Raw genomic sequence first — 14,946 nt, 5'->3', positions numbered from 1 at the left:
AATCTTCTGAGCCTGCGCGCTGGCCGAGCGCCATAGGGAATGGCAAAGCGCTACATATTTACATCCGGCTGATTGCTGGGTGACCCTATTGACCCGACCAGGGAATGCGACCGATGAAGAATTTTATTTTGGCGGTAGGTTTGTTGATTTTTGCGGGAACAGCCATGGCTGTTCCGGTCAAGTCGTGCGAAGAGCTGAAAGCCGACATCGCCGCGAAACTTGATGCCAAGGGCATTTCTAATTATTCACTGGAAATCGTCGATAAAGGCGCTGCCGCTGACGGCAAAATCGTCGGCACCTGTGAAAAAGGTTCCAAGAAAATCATCTACAAACAGGGCTGACCTCCCTCGAAAATGAAAAAGCCGACGCAATGACGTCGGCTTTTTTGCACTCGCTATTTGAGCGTCAGCCCTTCATGACCTGGGCCAGCAGCTCATAGGAGTGCACGCGATCGGCATGTTCGTACAGGTCGCAGGTAAAAATCAGCTCGTCCGCCTGGGTCTGCTCGATCAGCACTTCCAGTTTGGCGCGGATTTTCTGCGGACTGCCAACCATCGCCAGACCAAGGAAATCGCCGACCGCCTCTTTCTCATGAGGCAGCCACAGGCCGTCCATGGTTTTTACCGGAGGACGTTGCACCAGGCTCTGGCCACGCATCAACGCCAGGATGCGCTGATAGACCGAAGTCGCCAGATAATCGGCCTGCTCGTCGGTGTCGGCAGCCACCAAGGGCACACCGAGCATTACGTAAGGCTTATCCAATATTGCTGAAGGCTTGAAGTGATTGCGGTAGACGCGAATGGCCTCATGCATGAAGCGCGGTGCGAAATGTGAAGCGAAGGCGTAGGGCAAACCGCGTTCACCCGCCAGTTGTGCACTGAACAAGCTGGAACCCAGCAGCCAGACCGGGACGTTGGTGCCGGTGCCTGGCATTGCGATGATCCGTTGGTCCGGGGTGCGCGGTCCGAGGTAGCGCATCAGCTCCGCCACGTCTTCCGGGAAATCGTCGGCGCTGCCGGAGCGTTCACGACGCAAGGCGCGGGCGGTCATCTGGTCGGAACCGGGTGCACGGCCCAAGCCCAGGTCAATCCGGCCCGGGTACAGACTTTCGAGCGTGCCGAACTGCTCGGCGATCACCAGCGGCGCGTGGTTTGGCAGCATCACACCGCCCGAGCCAACACGAATGGTCGAGGTGCCGCCCGCCAGGTAGCCAAGCAGTACCGAAGTCGCCGAACTCGCAATGCCATCCATGTTGTGGTGTTCGGCAACCCAGAAACGGTTGTAGCCGAATTTTTCGACGTGCTGAGCCAGGTCCAGGGAATTGCGCAGCGACTGGGCCGCGCTGCCGTTCTCCCGCACGGGCACCAGATCGAGGGTCGAGAACTTGATATCGGACAGTCGTTTCATAAGCCTGCTTCTCCAATTGAGGGCGCAGGTTTTTTCTTACAAACGAAAACCTGCCGAATCTATAAGCGTGATTCATGCAATGAGGGCATATACCCGAGTTTCAATAGCCAAGGCATAAATTCCTACGAAAACGGTAGGACTAATGAGATCAGGTGAACTTTGCACCACGGTCTATCCTCAGAACCCTAGCAACCGAAAACCACGAAGGTGCGACGTTGCGCACCGGAATCTTGAGGAGGCAGACATGGCTATTACGAAGAAAGCATCGGCTCATTGGGAAGGTGATCTGAAAACCGGCATCGGCTCGATTTCCACGGAAACCGGTGTCCTCAGAGAAGCGCCCTACGGCTTCAAGGCACGTTTCGAGGGCGGCAAGGGCACCAATCCGGAAGAGCTGATTGGCGCAGCGCACGCGGGCTGCTTCTCCATGGCGTTTTCGATGATTCTCGGCGATGCCGGTCTCAAGGCTGACAGCATTGATACCACTGCCGAAGTCACCCTGGACCAGGTGGACGGCGGATTCGCGATCACGGCAGTGAAATTGATCCTCAAAGCGAAGATTCCTGGGGCGACTCAGGCTCAATTTGAGGAGTTGAGCAATAAAGCCAAAGAAGGCTGCCCGGTTTCCAAAGTGTTGAATGCGAAAATCAGCCTGGATGCAACATTGGTCAGCTGATAGGGGGTTGTCGCGCTCCCCGATAAAAGATCGCAGCCTCGGCGGGCTGCGTTCTTTTTTTGCGCTGAAACAAAACCTGGCTGGCGAGATTGTGGTCGAATAAATGACAGCAGCTAAAACGCATCATCGTGCGCGCTGCCTCAAAGGAGCTTCAACCATGAAACGTTTTGCCTTGGCGGTTATCTGTTGCGCGCTGGCCACATCGGCCCTGGCGGCAGCGAAATCCTGTGAAGAACTCAAGGCCGAGATTGAAGCCAAGATCCAGGCCAATAACGTCTCGTCCTACACGCTGGAAATCGTCACCAACGACGAAGTACACGATCAGAATATGGTCGTTGGCTCGTGCGAAGGCGGCACGAAGAAAATCATCTACCAGAAGAACGACCGCTGATTCACCTCACATGAGGCAATAGGATTCTCGATCTTCAGCGACGATTTCACGCTTGGCGTTGTACAGCCGGGCACCGGGAGTAAACGCTATCGACTGGCCTACCAGCACATAACGTTGGCCGGCTTCGAAATGGTCATAGTTGATGGTCAGGTAGCACAGCCGTTCCGAGGGACCGTCCATCACACCTAATCCACCACCACCGGGCACTTCGAAGTCGAATCGAACGATCAGCTCATGGCTGCCGGGGGTGACCTGGAAAAAACGCCCGTCGCGCAACCGCTGCTTGTCCAGTCGTTCGGCCATCAGCAATTTATCGTTGGGGAATGGCGTAGAAAACTCGACCCAGGCCATCTGTGGATTAACCGCTGGCAACGGACTCTGACAGCCAGCAACGATGCTTGCAGCAAGTAACAGCGTTAACCTGCGCATGATGATTTTCTCAAGGACTAGACCTTAAGAATAACGCCGATCAGGTGCGTTGGCAGCCTGCCGGTACACCTTGGCCAATCACTTTTCGCTGTTGATCGTAGAGTTTTGCCCACGGCCGAAAACCGATATTTCCTGCTTTGAGCTGATACCGCTCGCCGGCATTGAAGTCCTTGAATTTCACGTTCAACTGGCAATCACGCCATAGCGGCTCGGCGTCGGGGCCGATATTGCTTGGCGCGACCGGGAATTGGTAACGAACCGTCAACTCATGGCTACCCGGCTGTACCTCAAAATAGCGCTTGTCGGTGGCGGCCTTGTCATCGACTTCCAGCGCTTGCAGCGCGGTGTCTTCCTGCTTCGACTCCAGGTCGATCCACGCTTGAGCCGGATCATGGCGGGGTAATCCGAATCCAGCACAACCGGCCAGCAACAGCAGGCTTCCTGTCAGCATCAACGTGCGCATAGCGGAGCTCCAGTCAGGCGGGATAGTCTTGCGGGCAGACTCTCCATGGATGATTCATTTTGATCAGGCCGCTTCCAAGCCTTGGGTTACTTGATCGCGTTTTACGCATTTTGTTTCCGGGTGTGTTGTTTTTGTTTCTCAACGGTTGCGCCGGCGTCAGCTATTACAGCCAATTGGCCAGTGGTCAGCTGCAATTGCTGCGGGCACGCGAGCCGGTTTCCACAGTGATTGCCGATCCCGGTCGCGATCCGCTATTGCGTGCGCACCTGACTCAATCGCAAAAGGCCCGCACCTTCGCCAGCCAACAGCTGCGACTACCGGATAACCAGAGTTACCGTTTGTACGCCGACATTGGCCGGCCGTTCGTAGTCTGGAACGTGTTTGCCACGCCGGAATTTTCCCTGACACCCCAGAACCATTGCTTCCCGATCGCCGGTTGCGTCGCCTATCGCGGTTATTACAGTCAGAGCGCGGCCCGCGGTGAAGCTGCGTTGCAACGATTGCAAGGTATGGACGTGTCGATCGGCGGCGTCGAGGCTTATTCGACGCTCGGCTGGTTCAACGATCCGATTATCAGTTCGATGATGGCCTGGGGTGACGAACAATTGGCCACGCTGATCTTCCATGAACTGGCGCATCAACGTTTTTATGTGAAGGACGACACCGAGTTCAATGAGTCTTTCGCCACCTTCGTCGAACAGGAAGGCACCCGCCAATGGCGTGCATTCCGCGGCGTGGCGCCGGACAGCGGCACGCAGGTGCAGCAGCGGGACCAGTTCATTCAATTGGTTCTGGATACCCGCACGCGACTCGAACGGCTGTACACCCTGCCCCTGCCCGCCGACCAGATGCGCCAGCGCAAAGCCGACGAGTTCGAACGATTGCGGGGTGAATACCGGCAGTTGCGCGACAGCCGATGGGCTGGGGACAAACGCTATGACGCGTGGATCAATGCGCCGATGAACAATGCCCGGCTGTTGCCATTTGGGCTGTACGACCAATGGGTGCCGGCGTTTGCGGCGTTGTTCAGACAGGTGGGCGGGGATTGGGTGAAGTTTTATGCGGCAGCCGAGCAGCTTGGGGCGTTGCCGGTTGAAAAGCGTAAGGCAGCTTTGAAGGTATTGGCTGGAGCATAAAACTTCAGAGGCGGAGCGGGCCTCTTCACGAGCAGGCTCGCTCCCACAATGGACTTGTATTCGCAGATCTAATGTGGGAACGAGCCTGCTCGCGAAGGCGATTGAACTATCGCTGCAAAAACGCCTGATGCATTTCATCCAGCGTTTCAAAGTGATAAGCCGGCGCTTCTGCACTCAATTCTTCCCGGCTGCCAAAACCATAACCAACAGCCGCCGCATCCAGCCCGTTACTGCGCGCACCGATCAAATCGTGCTTACGGTCGCCGATCATCAGGGTGTTGGCCGGGTCCAGGCCTTCTTCGGCCAACAAGTGAGCGATCAGCTCGACTTTGTTCGTACGAGTTCCATCCAGTTCACTGCCATAGATCACTTTGAAGTGTTTGGCGAAGTCGAAGTGCCGGGCAATTTCCCGGGCGAAAATCCACGGTTTGGACGTCGCGATGTACAGCTGTCGCCCTTGCCCGCCGAGGGTTTCCAATAGAGGTGTGACGCCATCGAACACGCGATTCTCGTACAGGCCGGTGACCTTGAAGCGTTCGCGATAGAAGTTCACCGCTTCCCACGCCTTGGGCTCGTCGAAATCGTAGAACTGCATGAACGCCTGCAACAACGGCGGGCCGATGAAGTGTTCAAGTTTGGTCAGGTCGGGCTCATCGATGCCCAGTTTGCTCAAGGCGAACTGGATCGAACGGGTGATGCCCTCGCGTGGATCGGTCAGGGTGCCATCGAGGTCGAACAATACGGTTTGGTAATGCATGTTGAATCCTGAATAAGGGCGCAGGGTCAGAGCTGGTCGTAGCCTTCGGCCAGATGCAAATTCTTGAGCTTCACGTAGTTCGCCGCGCTGTAGGTGAAAAAGGCTTTTTCTTTGTCAGTCAGTGGCCGAATCTGCTTCACCGGGCTGCCCACATAAAGGAAGCCGCTTTCAAGGCGTTTGCCCGGCGGCACCAGGCTGCCAGCACCAATAATCACGTCGTCCTCGACCACCGCGCCGTCCATGACGATGCTGCCCATGCCGATCAGAATCCGATTGCCCACGGCGCAGCCGTGGAGCATGACTTTATGCGCGATGGTCACATCGTCGCCAATCAGCAACGGAAAGCCATCGGGATTGAACGGCCCGGCGTGGGTGATGTGCAGCACACAGCCATCCTGCACGCTGGTGCGCGCGCCGATACGGATGCGGTGCATGTCGCCACGAATCACCGTCAGCGGCCAGACCGAGCTGTCTTCGCCGATTTCAACGTCGCCGATCACCACCGCCGAACCGTCGACAAAGGCGCCTTTGCCCAGTAGCGGCGTGTGGTTCTGATACTTGCGAAGGGTCACGATAGGCTCTCTCTCTTTTGCTGATAGCTGCGGTGAGCGTCGATTGTAATTAAGATGGCGCAATGTTTCTTCCAGCCAAGGTGCCAAACGTGAGCGTGAACAACCCTCTTTTGCAGTCCTACGACCTGCCGCCGTTCTCGGCGATCCGGGCCGAACACGTGCAACCGGCCATTGAACAGATCCTGGCTGACAACCGCGCCGCCATTATCGAGATCCTCAAAGTCCAGGGCAAACAACCGACCTGGGCCGGCCTGGTGCTGGCGATGGACGAGCTGAATGATCGACTGGGCGCCGCCTGGAGCCCGGTCAGCCACCTGAATGCCGTGTGCAACAGCGCCGAATTGCGCGAAGCCTACGAATCCTGCCTGCCGGCCTTGAGCGCCTACGCCACCGAACTCGGCCAGAACCGCGAGTTGTTCGAGGCGTTCGAAGCGCTGGCTAACAGCCCCGAAGCTGCCGGTTTCGAGGTGGCGCAGAAAACTATCCTGGAACACTCGCTGCGTGACTTCCGTCTGTCGGGTATCGACCTGCCGGAAGCCGAACAAAAGCGTTACGCCGAAGTGCAGAGCAAATTGTCGGAGCTGGGCAGCCGCTTCTCCAACCAGCTGCTCGACGCCACTCAGGCCTGGACCAAACACGTCACTGACGAAGCTACCCTCGCTGGCCTGACCGATTCGGCCAAGGCGCAAATGGCCGCGGCTGCACAGGCCAAAGGCCTGGAAGGCTTCTTGATCACCCTGGAATTCCCGAGCTACTACGCGGTGATGACCTACGCCCAAGACCGCTCCCTGCGCGAAGAAGTCTACGCCGCCTACTGCACCCGTGCGTCGGACCAAGGCCCGAATGCCGGTCAGAACGATAACGGCCCGGTCATGGAAGAAATCCTCGACCTGCGTCAGGAGCTTGCAAAACTCTTGGGCTTCGCCAGCTTCTCGGAGCTGAGCCTGGCCACCAAAATGGCCGAATCCAGCGATCAGGTACTGAGTTTCCTGCGCGATCTGGCCAAGCGCAGTAAACCGTTCGCCGCCCAGGATCTGGAACAGCTCAAGGCGTACGCCGCCGAACAAGGCTGCCCGGACCTGCAAAGCTGGGACAGCGGTTTCTACGGTGAAAAGCTTCGCGAGCAGCGCTACAGCGTCGCCCAGGAAGCCCTTCGCGCTTACTTCCCGATCGACAAAGTGCTGGGCGGTCTGTTCGCTATCGTTCAGCGCCTGTATGGCATTGAAATCGCCGAACTGAAAGGCTTCGACACCTGGCACCCGGATGTTCGCCTGTTCGAAATCAAGGAAAACGGCCAGCACGTCGGCCGCTTCTTCTTCGACCTCTACGCTCGCGCCAACAAGCGTGGCGGTGCCTGGATGGACGGCGCCCGTGACCGTCGCCGCACGATCAGCGGCGTATTGCAAAGTCCGGTGGCGAACCTGGTGTGCAACTTCACCCCGGCCGACAGCGGCAAACCGGCCCTGCTGACCCACGATGAAGTGACCACCCTGTTCCACGAATTCGGTCACGGCCTGCATCACCTGTTGACCCGCGTTGAACACGCCGGCGTATCCGGCATCAACGGCGTGGCCTGGGATGCGGTCGAGCTGCCAAGCCAGTTCATGGAGAACTGGTGCTGGGAACCGGAAGGTCTGGCGCTGATTTCCGGTCACTACGAAACCGGCGAACCGCTGCCTCAGGACCTGCTGGAGAAAATGCTCGCCGCAAAGAACTTCCAGTCCGGTCTGATGATGGTCCGTCAGCTGGAGTTCTCGCTGTTCGACTTCGACCTGCACGCCACCCACGGTGACGGCCGTAGCGTGGCGCAGGTACTTGAAGGTGTGCGCGACGAGGTCTCGGTCATGCGCCCACCCGCCTACAACCGTTTCCCGAACAGCTTTGCGCACATCTTCGCCGGCGGTTATGCGGCGGGCTACTACAGCTACAAATGGGCTGAAGTGCTGTCGGCGGATGCCTTCTCGAAATTCGAAGAAGACGGCGTACTCAACGCCGAGACCGGCCGCGCCTTCCGCGAAGCGATCCTTGCGCGCGGTGGCTCCCAGGAGCCGATGGTACTGTTCGTCGACTTCCGCGGACGTCCGCCGTCGATTGACGCACTCTTGCGCCACAGCGGCCTGAGTGAGGTCGCGGCAGCATGAGCGAGGGGCCTGTGATCACGAAAAAACGCTTTATCGCCGGGGCAGTCTGCCCGGCCTGCAGCGAGCCGGACAAGTTGATGATGTGGAACGAAGACGAAGTCCCGCACCGCGAGTGCGTGGCTTGCGGTTATTCCGACACGTTGAATGAACAAGGCCTGTCGGTACCCAAGGAATTGGGCACGCGGGTCAACACCTCGGCGCTGAAGGTGCCGGACGCCAAGGTTCAGGCCGTGCAGTTTTTCCCGAACCCGAAGCTGAAGAAAAAGCCTGACGAGCAACACTGAGTCAACACCACCTTCCACTCCTGAACGGATTGGAAGGTGGTATCTATCTACCACCTTTCCCCTGCGCTTCCTTTATAGGCTGACCACATTCAGCCTCTACTCAAGGAAGACGCCATGCCCGATACCAATTCGCTTTTGCAGGCCCAGAGGCCATTGCCCGCTGAGGTAACGGTCTACTCGACATGGGCCGATTTGAACCAGCTCTTCATCGAACAACTGGCGAACGGGCTCGTGCTGCAATCGCCGTTGGCCAACGCGGTGCGGAGCTTGTCGACATCGGCCTGCATCATGTAACGGACGCCGTCCTTGAAATGAGTGCTGTCACCAAAGCCGCCCTGGGTCATTTCGTTCAGGGCGTCTTCCTTGCTCCAGCCCTGCACCACGACCCGGTACATGGCCGCCATCAGGCCCGTGCGGTCCGAACCATGCTTGCAGTGCATCAGCACCGGTCCCTTGGCTTCGGCAGTCTGGATCGCGCGAAGGGCCTTGAGCACATCCGCATCATCCACATGGTTGGTGCGATAGGGCAGCTGTACCTGTGCGATCCCTGGTGTCGACAACCAGCTGGAGTCCGACTCGGGCAGGAACGTGATAACCGTCCCGACCTTGAGTTTTTCCAGTAACGGCACGGCGCCTCTGTCGGGCAATGCACTGCGATAGAGCGTCGGGGACATTTTGAAGAGGTTGTATTGCACCTCGACCGATTGAGCCCACTCCGCAGGTCGGGGCAACGCACTGTCGTCGGCAAGGGCCGGCGTCAGGTTCAACAGTGCGGCCAGCGACAGGCAGATCGCTGGGATAAAACGCGATAGGGACATGCTCGGGGTGACCGTTCAGGAGAATTGGGAAGATGACGGCCCAGCTTCCCCCCCGAGCAGTCAAAGGCCTGTGAGCCGTCTGTCAAAGAATCGTGAATCGGCCGATCGCTTTCGTCGCAAAACCGAGGTTTTTCAGCTGAACCGGTTCATCTTTATGCTTAGCCTGCTACCATTTGTTTCTCCATATTGCCGATGCGCCCTATTGCTCCCCGCTTGCTGGCGATCTGCATCGGTGCCAAAACGAAAAGTCGTCCTGCGAGACGGCTGAAAAACCGCTATGCCTGATGAGGTGCCACCCTATGTCCGATCAAGATCGAGACAACCCGCGGCGTGAGTTTTTGCGCAAATCCCTGACCTTGATCCCGGTGGTCACCGTTGCCAGCACCGGTCTGGGCAGCACGGTCCTGATGGCCGCGCCCGAAGCAGCCCCGGCCAGTTCCGGCAAAGCGCCGGTCAGCACCAGCACCTATGAACCCAGCTACTTCACCGCCGAAGAATGGACGTTCATCCAGGCAGCTGTCGCGCAGCTGATTCCGAGCGATGCCCAAGGGCCAGGTGCCTTGGAAGCCGGTGTCCCCGAATACATCGACCGCCAGATGAACACGCCTTACGCGGCCGGCGCGCTGTGGTTCATGCAGGGACCGTTCAACGCAGACGCGGCTCCGGAAATGGGCTGGCAGAGCAAACTGGTGCCCAAAGAGATTTATCGCCTGGGCATCGCCGCCACGGATGCTTGGTCGAAAACGTTCAACGGTAAAGTATTTGCTGAGCAAGACAGCGCTACCCGAGACGATTTGCTCAAACAACTCGAGGCCGGAAAACCTCAGTTCGACAGTGTCCCAGCGAAGATTTTCTTCAACCTGCTGCTGCAAAACACCAAAGAAGGGTTCTTCTGCGACCCGATTCACGGCGGCAATAAAGGCATGGTCGGCTGGACCATGATCGGCTTCCCCGGCGCCCGCGCCGATTTCATGGATTGGGTGGAACGCAACGAGCAATACCCCTTCCCGGCAGTTTCGATTCGCGGCGAGAGGGCGTAAGCATGGCAACGGTAATGAAGAAGGTCGACGCAGTGATCGTCGGTTTTGGCTGGACGGGCGCGATCATGGCCAAGGAGCTGACAGAAGCCGGCCTGAATGTGCTGGCGCTGGAGCGCGGGCCGATGCAGGACACTTACCCCGACGGCAACTATCCACAGGTGATCGACGAGCTCACCTACAGCGTGCGGAAAAAACTCTTCCAGGACATCTCCAAAGAGACCGTGACCATTCGCCATAGCGTGAATGACATCGCGCTGCCGAACCGCCAACTCGGCGCCTTTCTGCCCGGCAACGGTGTCGGCGGCGCCGGTTTGCACTGGTCCGGCGTGCACTTTCGGGTCGACCCGATCGAGTTGCGCATGCGCAGCCACTATGAAGAACGCTACGGCAAAAGCTTCATCCCCAAGGACATGACCATCCAGGACTTCGGCGTCAGCTATGAAGAGCTGGAGCCGTTTTTCGATTACGCCGAGAAGGTTTTCGGCACATCGGGTCAGGCCTGGACGGTGAAGGGTCAGTTGGTCGGTGAAGGCAAGGGCGGCAACCCGTACGCGCCGGACCGTTCGAATCATTTCCCGCTGGAATCGCAGAAGAACACTGTTTCCGCACAGCTGTTTCAGAAAGCGGCCACCGCAGTGGGTTACAAACCCTACAACCTGCCCTCGGCCAATACGTCAGGCCCCTACACCAACCCCTACGGCGCACAGATGGGCCCGTGCAACTTCTGCGGTTTTTGCAGCGGCTATGTCTGCTACATGTATTCCAAAGCATCGCCGAACGTAAACATTCTGCCGGCGCTCAAACCGCTGCCCAATTTCGAGCTGCGGCCCAACTCCCACGTACTGCGGGTCAATCTCGACAGCACCAAGAGCAAGGCGACAGGCGTGACTTACATCGACGGTCAGGGCCGCGAGATCGAGCAGCCCGCCGACCTGGTGATCCTCGGTGCCTTCCAGTTCCACAATGTGCGGCTGATGTTGCTTTCGGGTATCGGCAAACCGTACGACCCGATCAGCGGCGAAGGCGTGGTCGGCAAGAACTTCGCCTACCAGAACATGGCCACCATCAAGGCCTACTTCGACAAAGACACCCACACCAATAACTTTATTGGTGCCGGCGGTAACGGCGTGGCGGTGGATGACTTCAACGCCGACAACTTCGATCACGGGCCCCATGGCTTCGTCGGCGGCTCGCCGATGTGGGTCAACCAGGCCGGCAGCCGACCAATCGCAGGCACATCCAACCCGCCAGGCACCCCGGCCTGGGGCAGTGCCTGGAAACGTGCCACCGCCGATTACTACACCCATCAAGTGTCGATGGATGCCCACGGCGCGCATCAATCCTACCGTGGCAACTACCTCGATCTGGACCCGGTGTACCGCGATGCCTATGGCTTGCCGCTGTTGCGGATGACCTTCGATTGGCAGGAAAACGACATCAAGATGAACCGCTTCATGGTCGAGAAAATGGGCAAGATCGCCGAAGCGATGAGCCCCAAGGCCATCGCCGTACTGGGCAAGAAAGTTGGTGATCACTTCAACACCGCGTCTTACCAGACCACCCACCTCAACGGTGGCGCGATCATGGGCACCCATCCGAAAACCAGCGCCCTGAACCGTTACTTGCAGAGCTGGGACGTACACAATGTTTTCGTCCCTGGTGCATCAGCTTTCCCACAAGGCCTGGGCTACAACCCTACCGGCCTGGTGGCAGCTTTGACCTACTGGTCGGCCCGGGCGATCCGCGAGCAGTACCTGAAAAACCCCGGCCCGCTGGTTCAGGCTTAAGGAGCGATGACCATGAAAGCACTTGTTATCGCGACCCTGGCGCTGCTCGGTTGTGGCTCGATCAATGCCGCAGAAATTGATCAAAACCTGATCAAACAAGGCGAGTACCTCGCCCGTGCTGGCGACTGCGTGGCCTGCCACACCGCCAAGGACGGCAAGCCGTTCGCCGGTGCCCTGCCGATGGAAACGCCGATCGGGACGATTTACTCCACCAATATCACGCCGGATAAAACCGGCCTGGGCGACTACAGCTTCGAAGAATTCGACAAAGCCGTACGCCATGGCGTCGCCAAAAACGGTAGTACGTTGTACCCGGCGATGCCCTATCCGTCCTACGCCAGCGTCAACGAACCCGACATGCAAGCCTTGTACGCCTACTTCATGCATGGCGTGGCGCCTGTCGCTCAGGAGAACAAGGCCAGCGACATCCCCTGGCCTTTGAGCATGCGCTGGCCGCTTGCGGGCTGGCGCTGGATGTTTGCCCCGGCTGTGGCGGACTACAAAGCGGCACCCGGTCAAGATGCCGTGGTCAGTCGTGGGGCTTATCTGGTGGAAGGCCTCGGACATTGCGGTGCGTGCCATACGCCCCGTGCCCTGACCATGCAGGAAAAAGCCCTGAATGCAGGCGAAGGCAGCGCATTTCTGTCAGGCAGTGCACCGCTTGAAGGCTGGATCGCGAAAAGTCTGCGCGGCGATCACAAAGACGGCCTCGGCAGCTGGAGCGAAGAACAACTGGTGCAGTTCCTCAAGACCGGTCGCAGCGATCGCAGCGCAGTGTTTGGAGGCATGAGTGATGTGGTGACGCACAGCATGCAGTACATGACCGACAACGATCTGACCGCGATTGCCCGTTACCTCAAGTCCTTGCCGGCGAATGATCCCGACGATCAGCCGCACCAGTACGACCAACAGGTCGCACAGGCGCTGTGGAACGGGGACGACAGCAAGCCTGGCGCTTCGGTGTACATCGACAACTGCGCGGCCTGTCACCGAACCGATGGCCATGGCTACACCAAAGTGTTCCCGGCGCTGGCGGGCAACCCGGTGTTGCAGTCGGAGGATCCGACGTCACTGATTCACATCGTGCTCAAGGGCGGTACGCTGCCTGCGACCCACATGGCACCTTCGACCTTTACCATGCCGGGATTCGCCTGGCGCTTGTCGGATCAGGAAGTGGCGGATGTGGTTAGCTTCATTGCCACTAGTTGGGGGAATAAAGGTGCCACGGTTAAAGCCAGTGATGTAATGGCGTTAAGGGAAGACGATATGAAAACAACTTCGAATGATGACATTGGCAAAGCGACGACTCATTAAAACAACATGAAAAAGCGGTACGGAAACTCCGTACCGCTTTTTAGGTATCAGTTACAACCTACCGCGTACTCAATATTTACCTACTGCATGCGTTCAATCGCGATTACGGATTGACGATCTTCGAATAGGCACCCGCCAAGGCCAGCAGAATGACCTTGTCTTGTGCGTCGATATCACCATCACCGTCCACATCAGCAGGGGCGGCGCCCATGGTGAACGTCATGCCGCCATCGTTCGATACGGCCTCGCGGGTGCTCGAGTCCAGCAGAGCGTAAGTGACAGCACGGTTTTCCTGATCGTAACCCTCTTCCTTTAGTGCAAACTGCATGGAAACCCGAACTTCTTTCGGACTAACAATGGACGCTCGCATCAGTTGCAAAAAAACACCGCGCTGATTGTAACTCGACATTAATAAATTCCATTTAATCGCTGTGCACGAGAACTTCGTGTGAGGAGGATATTACTAATAGCTCTTATAACTATGCCAGGCGTTATATGTATCTCATGGTGACGAACGCTTTAACCAATCGGTAGAAATACAAAGAACCAGATTTTTTGTAATTAACAGGCGCCGAACGGCACTGGCCGAATTTGTCGAGGCCCTATACTGTATGAACATACAGCCAAAGGACCTTGTCGATGCCTACTCCCCTGCCACCTCGCGGCCGCGGCACCGCCACCAACCCGCACAACCGCTTCGCGCCGAATCGCTCGGTGGCCGAGGATGACGGCTGGTATCAGGAAGCGCCGATCACCCAAGGCACCGAGGTGCGCATCGAAACGGCGAAAACCATCATCACTCGCAACAACTCGCCGGACTTGCCCTTCGATCGTTCGATCAATCCCTATCGCGGCTGCGAGCACGGTTGCATCTATTGCTACGCGCGGCCCAGCCACGCGTATTGGGACATGTCGCCAGGGCTGGACTTCGAAACCAAACTGATCGCCAAGACCAACGCCGCCGATGTGCTGGAAGAACAACTGTCCAAGCGCGGCTATCAATGTGCGCCGATCAATCTGGGCTCCAATACGGACCCTTATCAACCGATCGAACGCGAACACAAAATCACCCGCAAAACCCTCGAAGTGCTGCTGCGCTATCGCCATCCCGTGACCATCATTACCAAGGGCTCGCTGATTCTTCGGGATCTGGACCTGCTGGTCGAACTCGCCGAGCAAAGGCTGGTGGCGGTGATGATCAGCCTCACCACCCTGGACGACGAGCTTAAACGCATCCTCGAACCGCGTGCCGCTGCACCAAAGGCTCGGTTGCGGGCGATCCGCGTGATGCGTGAAGCGGGAATTCCGGTGGGCGTTCTGTGTTCGCCGATGATTCCGATGATCAACGACAGCGAACTCGAAAGCCTGCTCACCGAAGCGCATGCCGCGGGGGCGCAAAGTGCAGCCTACATGATGCTGCGCTTGCCACTGGAAGTCGCGCCGCTGTTCGAAGAATGGCTGGCGGCCCACTATCCTCAGCGTGCCGCTCATGTGTTGAGCCTGATTCGTCAGAGCCGTGGTGGCGAGCTCTACGACAGTCGCTTCGGTGCCAGGATGCGTGGCGAAGGGCCGTTTGCCGATCTGCTGGCGCAACGCTTTGCCAAAACCATCAAACGCCTGGGGCTCAATCGTCGGGAAGGTTTCAATCTGGACTGCGAAGCCTTCTGTCCGCCGGGTCGCCAAATGTCGTTGATTTGAGGACAATTGGCCTATGGTTGAGTAGGGTGAAAT

At 58.0% G+C, this 14,946-nt stretch carries 17 protein-coding genes; 10 read left to right on the top strand and 7 right to left on the bottom strand.

What is annotated here, in order from left to right; translation table 11 throughout:
• Positions 1–113 precede the first annotated feature (113 nt).
• Positions 114–341: a DUF1161 domain-containing protein gene (locus tag ACYZTZ_RS28605; RefSeq protein ID WP_462000367.1), complete on the top strand. Its 228-nt coding sequence runs from the start codon at positions 114–116 to the stop codon at positions 339–341.
• A gap of 64 nt (positions 342–405) precedes the next feature.
• Here ACYZTZ_RS28605 and ACYZTZ_RS28600 read toward each other — a convergent pair whose 3' ends face one another.
• The gene (locus tag ACYZTZ_RS28600) at positions 406–1,407 is read right to left on the bottom strand and encodes an LLM class flavin-dependent oxidoreductase (protein WP_046044846.1); all 1,002 of its coding nucleotides are present in this window, start codon (positions 1,405–1,407) and stop codon (positions 406–408) included.
• Between the two features lie 244 nt (positions 1,408–1,651).
• Between ACYZTZ_RS28600 and ACYZTZ_RS28595 the strand changes: the two genes are divergently transcribed.
• Both ACYZTZ_RS28595 and ACYZTZ_RS28590 read left to right on the top strand, forming a co-directional pair.
• Entirely contained in the window at positions 1,652–2,083 is a 432-nt protein-coding gene (locus ACYZTZ_RS28595) for an OsmC family protein (protein WP_462000366.1), read from the top strand.
• Positions 2,084–2,240: 157 nt separating this feature from the next.
• Positions 2,241–2,474 (top strand): DUF1161 domain-containing protein, encoded by a 234-nt coding sequence (locus ACYZTZ_RS28590; RefSeq protein ID WP_046044848.1) that lies wholly within the window; start codon positions 2,241–2,243, stop codon positions 2,472–2,474.
• Between the two features lie 6 nt (positions 2,475–2,480).
• Here ACYZTZ_RS28590 and ACYZTZ_RS28585 read toward each other — a convergent pair whose 3' ends face one another.
• Positions 2,481–2,903: a PA0061/PA0062 family lipoprotein gene (locus tag ACYZTZ_RS28585; RefSeq protein ID WP_046044849.1), complete on the bottom strand. Its 423-nt coding sequence runs from the start codon at positions 2,901–2,903 to the stop codon at positions 2,481–2,483.
• Positions 2,904–2,943: 40 nt separating this feature from the next.
• Positions 2,944–3,366, bottom strand: a complete 423-nt coding sequence (locus ACYZTZ_RS28580; protein ID WP_046044850.1) for a PA0061/PA0062 family lipoprotein — start codon at positions 3,364–3,366, stop codon at positions 2,944–2,946.
• Positions 3,367–3,425: 59 nt separating this feature from the next.
• Here ACYZTZ_RS28580 and ACYZTZ_RS28575 point away from each other — a divergent pair, with 59 nt between their 5' ends.
• Entirely contained in the window at positions 3,426–4,502 is a 1,077-nt protein-coding gene (locus ACYZTZ_RS28575; protein WP_462000365.1) for an aminopeptidase, read from the top strand.
• Between the two features lie 106 nt (positions 4,503–4,608).
• Here ACYZTZ_RS28575 and ACYZTZ_RS28570 read toward each other — a convergent pair whose 3' ends face one another.
• Both ACYZTZ_RS28570 and ACYZTZ_RS28565 read right to left on the bottom strand, forming a co-directional pair.
• On the bottom strand, positions 4,609–5,259 hold the full coding sequence (locus ACYZTZ_RS28570) for an HAD family hydrolase (protein WP_462000364.1): 651 nt from the start codon (positions 5,257–5,259) through the stop codon (positions 4,609–4,611).
• A gap of 26 nt (positions 5,260–5,285) precedes the next feature.
• Positions 5,286–5,831, bottom strand: coding sequence for a gamma carbonic anhydrase family protein (locus ACYZTZ_RS28565; RefSeq protein WP_462000363.1), 546 nt, complete (start codon positions 5,829–5,831; stop codon positions 5,286–5,288).
• Positions 5,832–5,893: 62 nt separating this feature from the next.
• Between ACYZTZ_RS28565 and prlC the strand changes: the two genes are divergently transcribed.
• Together prlC and ACYZTZ_RS28555 are read left to right on the top strand one after the other, a co-directional pair.
• A complete protein-coding gene (gene prlC, locus ACYZTZ_RS28560; protein ID WP_462000362.1) occupies positions 5,894–7,972 on the top strand; it encodes an oligopeptidase A in 2,079 nt (692 codons plus the stop codon).
• Entirely contained in the window at positions 7,969–8,256 is a 288-nt protein-coding gene (locus ACYZTZ_RS28555) for a YheV family putative zinc ribbon protein (protein WP_008152496.1), read from the top strand. The genes prlC and ACYZTZ_RS28555 overlap by 4 nt, the downstream gene beginning before the upstream one ends.
• Before the next feature lie 173 nt (positions 8,257–8,429).
• Here ACYZTZ_RS28555 and ACYZTZ_RS28550 read toward each other — a convergent pair whose 3' ends face one another.
• Complete coding sequence (locus ACYZTZ_RS28550; RefSeq protein WP_462000361.1) at positions 8,430–9,074, bottom strand: phosphatase domain-containing protein; 645 nt, start codon at positions 9,072–9,074, stop codon at positions 8,430–8,432.
• Positions 9,075–9,373: 299 nt separating this feature from the next.
• Here ACYZTZ_RS28550 and ACYZTZ_RS28545 point away from each other — a divergent pair, with 299 nt between their 5' ends.
• Genes ACYZTZ_RS28545 through ACYZTZ_RS28535 form a run of 3 tightly spaced genes read left to right on the top strand, consistent with a single transcriptional unit; the run spans position 9,374 to position 13,215 of the window.
• On the top strand, positions 9,374–10,114 hold the full coding sequence (locus ACYZTZ_RS28545) for a gluconate 2-dehydrogenase subunit 3 family protein (protein WP_462000360.1): 741 nt from the start codon (positions 9,374–9,376) through the stop codon (positions 10,112–10,114).
• A 2-nt stretch (positions 10,115–10,116) separates the two neighbouring features.
• The gene (locus tag ACYZTZ_RS28540) at positions 10,117–11,901 is read left to right on the top strand and encodes a GMC family oxidoreductase (RefSeq protein ID WP_056738399.1); all 1,785 of its coding nucleotides are present in this window, start codon (positions 10,117–10,119) and stop codon (positions 11,899–11,901) included.
• A 12-nt stretch (positions 11,902–11,913) separates the two neighbouring features.
• Positions 11,914–13,215: a c-type cytochrome gene (locus tag ACYZTZ_RS28535; protein WP_462000359.1), complete on the top strand. Its 1,302-nt coding sequence runs from the start codon at positions 11,914–11,916 to the stop codon at positions 13,213–13,215.
• 103 nt (positions 13,216–13,318) lie between these two features.
• Here the strand turns inward: ACYZTZ_RS28535 and ACYZTZ_RS28530 are convergent, their stop codons facing one another.
• A complete protein-coding gene (locus ACYZTZ_RS28530; protein WP_462000358.1) occupies positions 13,319–13,624 on the bottom strand; it encodes a hypothetical protein in 306 nt (101 codons plus the stop codon).
• Positions 13,625–13,854: 230 nt separating this feature from the next.
• Here ACYZTZ_RS28530 and ACYZTZ_RS28525 point away from each other — a divergent pair, with 230 nt between their 5' ends.
• Positions 13,855–14,913, top strand: a complete 1,059-nt coding sequence (locus ACYZTZ_RS28525; RefSeq protein ID WP_123367399.1) for a PA0069 family radical SAM protein — start codon at positions 13,855–13,857, stop codon at positions 14,911–14,913.
• Positions 14,914–14,946 lie beyond the last annotated feature (33 nt).

The sequence above is a fragment of the Pseudomonas sp. LB3P58 genome (genome assembly GCF_054897895.1).
This window is presented reverse-complemented; position numbering and strand designations above follow the sequence as displayed.

Bases quoted from the DNA above. Each gene is read 5' to 3' on its own strand.
- ACYZTZ_RS28605 (WP_462000367.1), top strand. From the start codon at position 114: ATGAAGAATTTTATTTTGGCGGTAGGTTTGTTGATTTTTGCGGGAACA.
- ACYZTZ_RS28600 (WP_046044846.1), bottom strand. From the start codon at position 1,407: ATGAAACGACTGTCCGATATCAAGTTCTCGACCCTCGATCTGGTGCCC.
- ACYZTZ_RS28595 (WP_462000366.1), top strand. From the start codon at position 1,652: ATGGCTATTACGAAGAAAGCATCGGCTCATTGGGAAGGTGATCTGAAA.
- ACYZTZ_RS28590 (WP_046044848.1), top strand. From the start codon at position 2,241: ATGAAACGTTTTGCCTTGGCGGTTATCTGTTGCGCGCTGGCCACATCG.
- ACYZTZ_RS28585 (WP_046044849.1), bottom strand. From the start codon at position 2,903: ATGCGCAGGTTAACGCTGTTACTTGCTGCAAGCATCGTTGCTGGCTGT.
- ACYZTZ_RS28580 (WP_046044850.1), bottom strand. From the start codon at position 3,366: ATGCGCACGTTGATGCTGACAGGAAGCCTGCTGTTGCTGGCCGGTTGT.
- ACYZTZ_RS28570 (WP_462000364.1), bottom strand. From the start codon at position 5,259: ATGCATTACCAAACCGTATTGTTCGACCTCGATGGCACCCTGACCGAT.
- prlC (WP_462000362.1), top strand. From the start codon at position 5,894: ATGTTTCTTCCAGCCAAGGTGCCAAACGTGAGCGTGAACAACCCTCTT.
- ACYZTZ_RS28555 (WP_008152496.1), top strand. From the start codon at position 7,969: ATGAGCGAGGGGCCTGTGATCACGAAAAAACGCTTTATCGCCGGGGCA.
- ACYZTZ_RS28550 (WP_462000361.1), bottom strand. From the start codon at position 9,074: ATGTCCCTATCGCGTTTTATCCCAGCGATCTGCCTGTCGCTGGCCGCA.
- ACYZTZ_RS28545 (WP_462000360.1), top strand. From the start codon at position 9,374: ATGTCCGATCAAGATCGAGACAACCCGCGGCGTGAGTTTTTGCGCAAA.
- ACYZTZ_RS28540 (WP_056738399.1), top strand. From the start codon at position 10,117: ATGGCAACGGTAATGAAGAAGGTCGACGCAGTGATCGTCGGTTTTGGC.
- ACYZTZ_RS28535 (WP_462000359.1), top strand. From the start codon at position 11,914: ATGAAAGCACTTGTTATCGCGACCCTGGCGCTGCTCGGTTGTGGCTCG.
- ACYZTZ_RS28530 (WP_462000358.1), bottom strand. From the start codon at position 13,624: ATGTCGAGTTACAATCAGCGCGGTGTTTTTTTGCAACTGATGCGAGCG.
- ACYZTZ_RS28525 (WP_123367399.1), top strand. From the start codon at position 13,855: ATGCCTACTCCCCTGCCACCTCGCGGCCGCGGCACCGCCACCAACCCG.